Source organism: Halochromatium roseum (assembly GCF_016653315.1).
GTDB lineage: Bacteria > Pseudomonadota > Gammaproteobacteria > Chromatiales > Chromatiaceae > Lamprobacter > Lamprobacter roseus.
This window is the reverse complement of the sequence record NZ_NHSH01000012.1, coordinates 1-5,179: the sequence shown is the minus strand read 5'-3', so window position 1 is coordinate 5,179 and position 5,179 is coordinate 1. Positions and strand designations below refer to the sequence as shown.

The 5,179-nt window shown below is 61.1% G+C and carries 5 protein-coding genes and 2 pseudogenes; 5 read left to right on the top strand and 2 right to left on the bottom strand.

The window, feature by feature from the left end:
* Positions 1–628: pseudogene (locus tag CCR96_RS01885) on the bottom strand (IS66 family transposase); the annotation flags it as partial.
* A gap of 113 nt (positions 629–741) precedes the next feature.
* Here CCR96_RS01885 and CCR96_RS25260 point away from each other — a divergent pair.
* The 5 genes from CCR96_RS25260 to CCR96_RS01860 all read left to right on the top strand — a co-directional run bounded on the left by CCR96_RS25260 (position 742) and on the right by CCR96_RS01860 (position 3,231).
* Positions 742–1,149 (top strand): DUF2887 domain-containing protein, encoded by a 408-nt coding sequence (locus CCR96_RS25260; protein WP_338035793.1) that lies wholly within the window; start codon positions 742–744, stop codon positions 1,147–1,149.
* A gap of 59 nt (positions 1,150–1,208) precedes the next feature.
* Positions 1,209–1,418: a hypothetical protein gene (locus CCR96_RS01875; RefSeq protein ID WP_201215607.1), complete on the top strand. Its 210-nt coding sequence runs from the start codon at positions 1,209–1,211 to the stop codon at positions 1,416–1,418.
* A gap of 128 nt (positions 1,419–1,546) precedes the next feature.
* A complete protein-coding gene (locus CCR96_RS01870; RefSeq protein ID WP_201215605.1) occupies positions 1,547–2,593 on the top strand; it encodes a heparinase II/III domain-containing protein in 1,047 nt (348 codons plus the stop codon).
* 103 nt (positions 2,594–2,696) lie between these two features.
* Complete coding sequence (locus CCR96_RS01865) at positions 2,697–2,963, top strand: type II toxin-antitoxin system RelB/DinJ family antitoxin (RefSeq protein WP_201215602.1); 267 nt, start codon at positions 2,697–2,699, stop codon at positions 2,961–2,963.
* Positions 2,950–3,231, top strand: coding sequence for a type II toxin-antitoxin system YafQ family toxin (locus CCR96_RS01860; RefSeq protein ID WP_201215600.1), 282 nt, complete (start codon positions 2,950–2,952; stop codon positions 3,229–3,231). Before CCR96_RS01865 ends, CCR96_RS01860 begins: the two co-directional genes overlap by 14 nt.
* Before the next feature lie 978 nt (positions 3,232–4,209).
* Here the strand turns inward: CCR96_RS01860 and CCR96_RS01855 are convergent.
* A pseudogene (locus CCR96_RS01855) lies at positions 4,210–4,968 on the bottom strand (IS66 family transposase); the annotation flags it as partial.
* Positions 4,969–5,179 lie beyond the last annotated feature (211 nt).

Sequence of the window (5,179 nt, the reverse complement as noted above, 5' to 3'; positions counted from 1 at the left end):
TGAGATCGGCGTAAAGCGTCCAGATCTGATCGCGCACGCTTTGCTGATCGGCGCGCTGCTGCGCATTGAGCGGGATGAGCTTGTGGATCAGCCGCTCGGCATGCACCCAGCACAGGGCATGCAGCAGGATGGCAAACTGCCCGGCCCCGTCGCTGACGATGACCAGTTCGCGCGAGAGGCCATTGGCTAAGAGCCCTGCCAGCAAGGCGCCTTCGGTGGCGATGCGCTGGTGGCGCTCCTTGGTGATGCCCAACGCGCTGAGATGCGCGCCCCAGGCGCTGGCGGTGGTGAACTCACGGATCGGGGAGGCCATCAGTGCCTCACGCTTGGCCTGGGGAAGACCCTGCTCGTGCCAATAGGTCAGGGCCTCGGCGGTGCCGCTGTAGCGCGGATCACCGGCTTGCAGCAGGGTCAGGAAGTTGACCCGGCTCTTGCTGTCGGTGCTGCTGAACCAGGCAAAGAGGTCGTTGCCAATCTGCGTGACATAGCCATTGCGGCCCTGATGGCGGGCGCCGGAGTCATCGACCGTGATGCAAGCGCTCACCGCGAGGCCGACCTTGAGCAGGTCATCCTTCTCGGCAAAGAAGGCCTCGTTGTGTCCGCTGAGCAGGGCGTCGATTTGCCCCACCGGGAATTCCGGTGACAGTATACCGAATATACTGCGCTGATCCGCACGAGCCCCGCTGATCGCCTTGCGGCCGTTGTGGTCGAGCGCGTTGGTCTTCGTCTATCCTGCCGAGCATGAATACCGACCACCCGATCGATCTGTTTCCGCGCGGTGGCCCCGAAGCGTTTCGAGTGCTCACTGGCGGCCTGCGGCTGGAAGGCGCCTACACGGTCTGCTCGCTGACCCTCAAAAGCCTCGAGCGCCGCATCGATGGCTTGGTCGCGCCCGACGGACATGCAGGCCCTGCCTATGTGGTCGAGTTTCAGGCCCAGCCCGTGCCCAAGTCCCCAAAAGCTAGAAAAGCTAGGGTCAGGTCTTGTATTCCAGCAAACAGCAGCACAGGCTTGCCTTTCCCCATGACCTCCGAACCCACCAACACTGCGGAGACAGCCGACAAAGCGCGCTTGCGCGAGTGGCACCGCGCCTTTGGCATCGCGCTGGTGGATGTGTTTGCCGGCGCTGGATGTCTGGTCGCTGGATGAGCTGATCGGCTACTACGTGCTCTACCGCAAGGTGAATCTAAACGCCGAGGACGACCGACGTGCGGGTCCTCGCCGCCGTGATCACCTGGGCGAACCCACTGTCACCGCAACAACTCGGTGAGGTCGATCTGGTGGCCTGGCATGAAGAGCGGCACCAACTTGACAAGCTACGCGATGGACGCCGACTGCAGCGGCACTTCCGCCAGCATCCCGAAACCTATCTGGCTGCGCTTGAGGAGCGCCTGCTCAAGCTCGATTTGCCGCCATAGTTTTTTTCTGCGGTGGTCTCAGCAGCTAGCGCCGCCGCCCCACTAATCAAATGGGGCAGGTTCGGTTTTTTCGTGTGATTCTGCAAAACTAAACTGCCCTCCTTGTCATATGACCAAGAGCAGACGCAATGCCATCCGCCACACATATCCAAAGTGAGATCGATCGGCGTGCAAAGCACCTCTGCCGGCAACGAGTCCTTCCCGTCGACTACTACCGCATCAGAAAACGCCTCGCGGTACCGCTGCCGATCCTCGCACCCCTAACGGCTTCCTATCCCGTTCGCAACTTCACCGCTCGCTATCCCTGGAATGTCTGGCTGCTGTGGGCCTTGGAGGATCGCATCGAGACCCTCGGCGCGGCGGTCACTTTCCTGGACTCGGCGGCGGTGGGCACAGCGGTCGTGGCGGATCTGGCGGCACTCGCGGCCTGGCCAGGCTATCGCGAAACTAACCGAGCGCTGGCCTTCGCGCATGCGGTGCGCATCCTCTGGGTGGCCGTCACCCAGTGGGACTGGCTCGATGCGGGTCTGCAAACGCGCTTGCACGCCGCGCTGGAGCGGGCGGTGGCGGATGCCCTGCCGTTGTCGGATCGCCTGTACGCACCCCCGAGCGGAGACGCACCAATCCAGCTGAACGCCGCACTGGTGCTACGCAGCGGTCATGCGCCCGAGAATCTGGCCCTGGCCATGGGCCTGAGTCGCTCACCGATGAGCCATGTGCAGTGCGATAACGGCAGCCTGGTGCTCGGCACGGCCGGGCGCTGGTGGTTGGATGATCCCGGCTACCAACAGTATCTGCGCACCGCTGAGCGGACCTTTACGTTGGGGCCGAGCGCGCACAACGCGCCGGTGATCAACGCAGAGGCGCAACGGCACAAACGCCCGACGCTGCTCACGGCCATGCGCCTGAGCGACGCGCCCGACGTGCAGTTTGCCCTGGTCGACCTGACCGCCTGTTATCCGCCCGAGGCCGGTGTCACCCAAGTCTGGCGGGCGGTCTGGTTGATCGGCCGCACGCAGCTGTTGGTCTGCGATCAGGTGCAGGGCGCGACACCTGTGCCAGTCGCCTACCACTGGCACGGCCATCCTGAGCTGTATTGGTGCATTCAGCAAGGTGAGGCGCTGTGGTGGCTATTCTCGTTTGCCGAGACGCGCCCGCCGCTGGCCAAGCTGTGAAGGTACATGCGATCAATGGGGAACCGTTGTGGCGTTGCCGGCGTTTGGATTTGTAGTCATATCTGGACTACAATCGAGACTTGCTGATGACGGAGACTAAGCCATGCCGAACACTGAAACCTATGTGCGCGCCCGCATCGATGTCGCCACCAAGGAGCGCGCGACCGCTGCGCTCGATGCCATGGGCTTGTCCGTGTCCGATGCCATTCGGCTCTTGATGCTCCGTGTCGCCGAGGATCGCTGCTTGCCGTTCGAGGTTAAGGCACCGAGCGCGAGCAGTCGCCAGGCATTGGCGGAGATCGAGGCTGGGAAGGTCGAGCGCTTCGACAGCGTTGACGCGCTAATGGCTGATCTGCATGCGGGCGATTGATCGCCCCAGCTCATTTAAGCGCGATTACAAGCGCGAAGCGAAAGGCCAGCACCGCGCGACGCTTGATGCGGATCTGATGCCGGTGCTCAACGCGTTGGTTGTCGACCAGCCGCTGAAGGCGCGTTACCGCGATCATGATTTGACTGGCGATTGGTCCGGCTATCGTGAATGTCACATCAAGCCGGATTTGCTGCTGATCTACCGCAGGGAGGGCGATGACAGGCTCATCTTGGCCCGACTTGGATCGCACAGCGAGCTGTTCGGGTGATCGGTCTCGTTCGATCCGCGCTCATAAAATCAAACCGGTCAGGTTCGGCTTTTTTCTGCTTCCCGAGGCTCCGTGCGCGAGCAAGCGCATCTGGACAAAATCAAAGCAATTAAAAGGAGCCAGTGCGGCCTGGCAAGGCCGCGTGTTCTAGCGGGTGAGAGTCCCGCCTGGGTAGTCGTGAGCCGCGAGCCCAGTATCAAGCCTTGCGGCGCGAAGGGTAACTGACGTGTCGATGCGTAGGCATGGTAGGCATGAAAGCAGGCGAGGTGCAAAGGTAGCGGGTGAAGCCGCCCCTGAAGGTGTAGAGCCCCGAAAATTTTCTTGGAGAGTGCCGACGGGTTTGGCCCCCCGGCAGGCAACAGTGCATGTCACGTCATGGTCAGTGGCATGGATGCTCCCCGGGGTCCGAGGCCGGATCGAGCCTGACATTGAGAACGCGTGGTAACCAGGGAGATCCAGCAGCCGGTCTGCAGGGAGGTGGGCACCGATGAACAAGCCTAATCAGCGAGGACATCGGCGGTGGTTGTTGGAAGTCGGAGCCACTCATACGAGCGATGACGCCCGGTAATGCGGGTCGAGCAAAGGAGTGGCAGTTTGGGATATTGCATCGGTAAAACACGCCCCTACACCGAGAGGACTCTGTGCGTGAAAACGAGAGCCGAAGCGATTCACACCAATGTAACCGTTCACGGGGCTGAAACCTGCTATCGCCGCACGTCCAGCAGCTTAAGCCCACGCTATGAAATCTGGACTCCCGTGCTCAGGAGCGCAACCCAGACGCATTGCGTGTTGCTGATGAACCCTGATCGGATGTCTCGTCGAGCGGTTGGCGTCCGCCACCGAGTCACGGAGCCTTCAGTCCCGATGCGTCCACACCCGTCGAGCCAGAGGCGCCGGCCAGTGACGGCGATGCACGCAGGATGACGGAGGTCTAACGAGAACGCCCGTGCGCGAGCAGATCAACGCCCGAGGAATTGCTCAAGGCGGTGCCGGCAACAGCGAAGGCGCAGGCCGGTCATAGAAGAACGCCTCGACGGCCTCGAGGATAAAGGCAAACGCCGAGCGCCCTTGTAGCGCACAGGTCGCGATCACCGTCCACAACCGCTCGCTCGCCCGGCGCCCGTTGGCACCGCGCGTGCCTTGAGTGACATGGCGGTCGATGACCACGAAGCGGATGGCCTGCTCCGCGACATTGTTCGTTGGGTCCATGCCGGGCGTGGTGATGAACGCAAAATACGCCTCCGCATGCTTGCGGAAGCGCTCGGCCATGTTCTGCGCCTCGCCTCGGCGTTCTTTGCCCTTGGCATCGATCAGGCTTGGCGCTGCATCACGGCCGATGCGAATGATCTGCGCCTTCGCCTGCTCAAGCGCCGTACCAAACGCCTCCTCCGAGAGCGTCTCGTGCTGATGGATGACGTGAAATAGCGCCTTGAGCGCGCCGAGCAGCCGCTTGCCGTAGAGTTGGATCGGCAGATCAGGCAAGGTCGTGAGGAACTTCACATCGCGGATCAGATGTGCGAGGCAGAACTGCACGCTGATCCCGACGTCCTTCATGAACTTACGATAGGCGGAGAAATAGTCACAGCCCAAGGTGCCCTCGAACTCCTCACCCAAGACCTCGATCAAGACCTGCGAGCCGCGCGACTTGTCGATGCGAAACAGCACATAGAGCTCGGCCTTGAAGACCCAGGTCCAGAACCGCTCGCCGTTGTCCTTGTGCCCGGTTTCATCGACATTTCACAGGGATTTCTGAAGAGGATTTTGATAAATTGCTGATTGAGTTCACTCGCGCTCTCGATCAAGATAGGCGAAAAAATTACCAAAAAATCGAGCAAGCCGTCAAAGACGTCCGGGTGGTGGACGTTTAGGTGTTTTATCTACTCCTGAGCTAAAACTTTTCTTTGTTTTGTTTTACTTAAAGAACTACCCAACCTTCGATATTCTTGGT

Excerpts from the sequence above, each read along its gene's own strand:
- CCR96_RS25260 (WP_338035793.1), top strand. The coding sequence starts at position 742 with ATGAATACCGACCACCCGATCGATCTGTTTCCGCGCGGTGGCCCCGAA.
- CCR96_RS01865 (WP_201215602.1), top strand. The coding sequence starts at position 2,697 with ATGCCGAACACTGAAACCTATGTGCGCGCCCGCATCGATGTCGCCACC.
- CCR96_RS01870 (WP_201215605.1), top strand. The coding sequence starts at position 1,547 with ATGCCATCCGCCACACATATCCAAAGTGAGATCGATCGGCGTGCAAAG.
- CCR96_RS01860 (WP_201215600.1), top strand. The coding sequence starts at position 2,950 with ATGCGGGCGATTGATCGCCCCAGCTCATTTAAGCGCGATTACAAGCGC.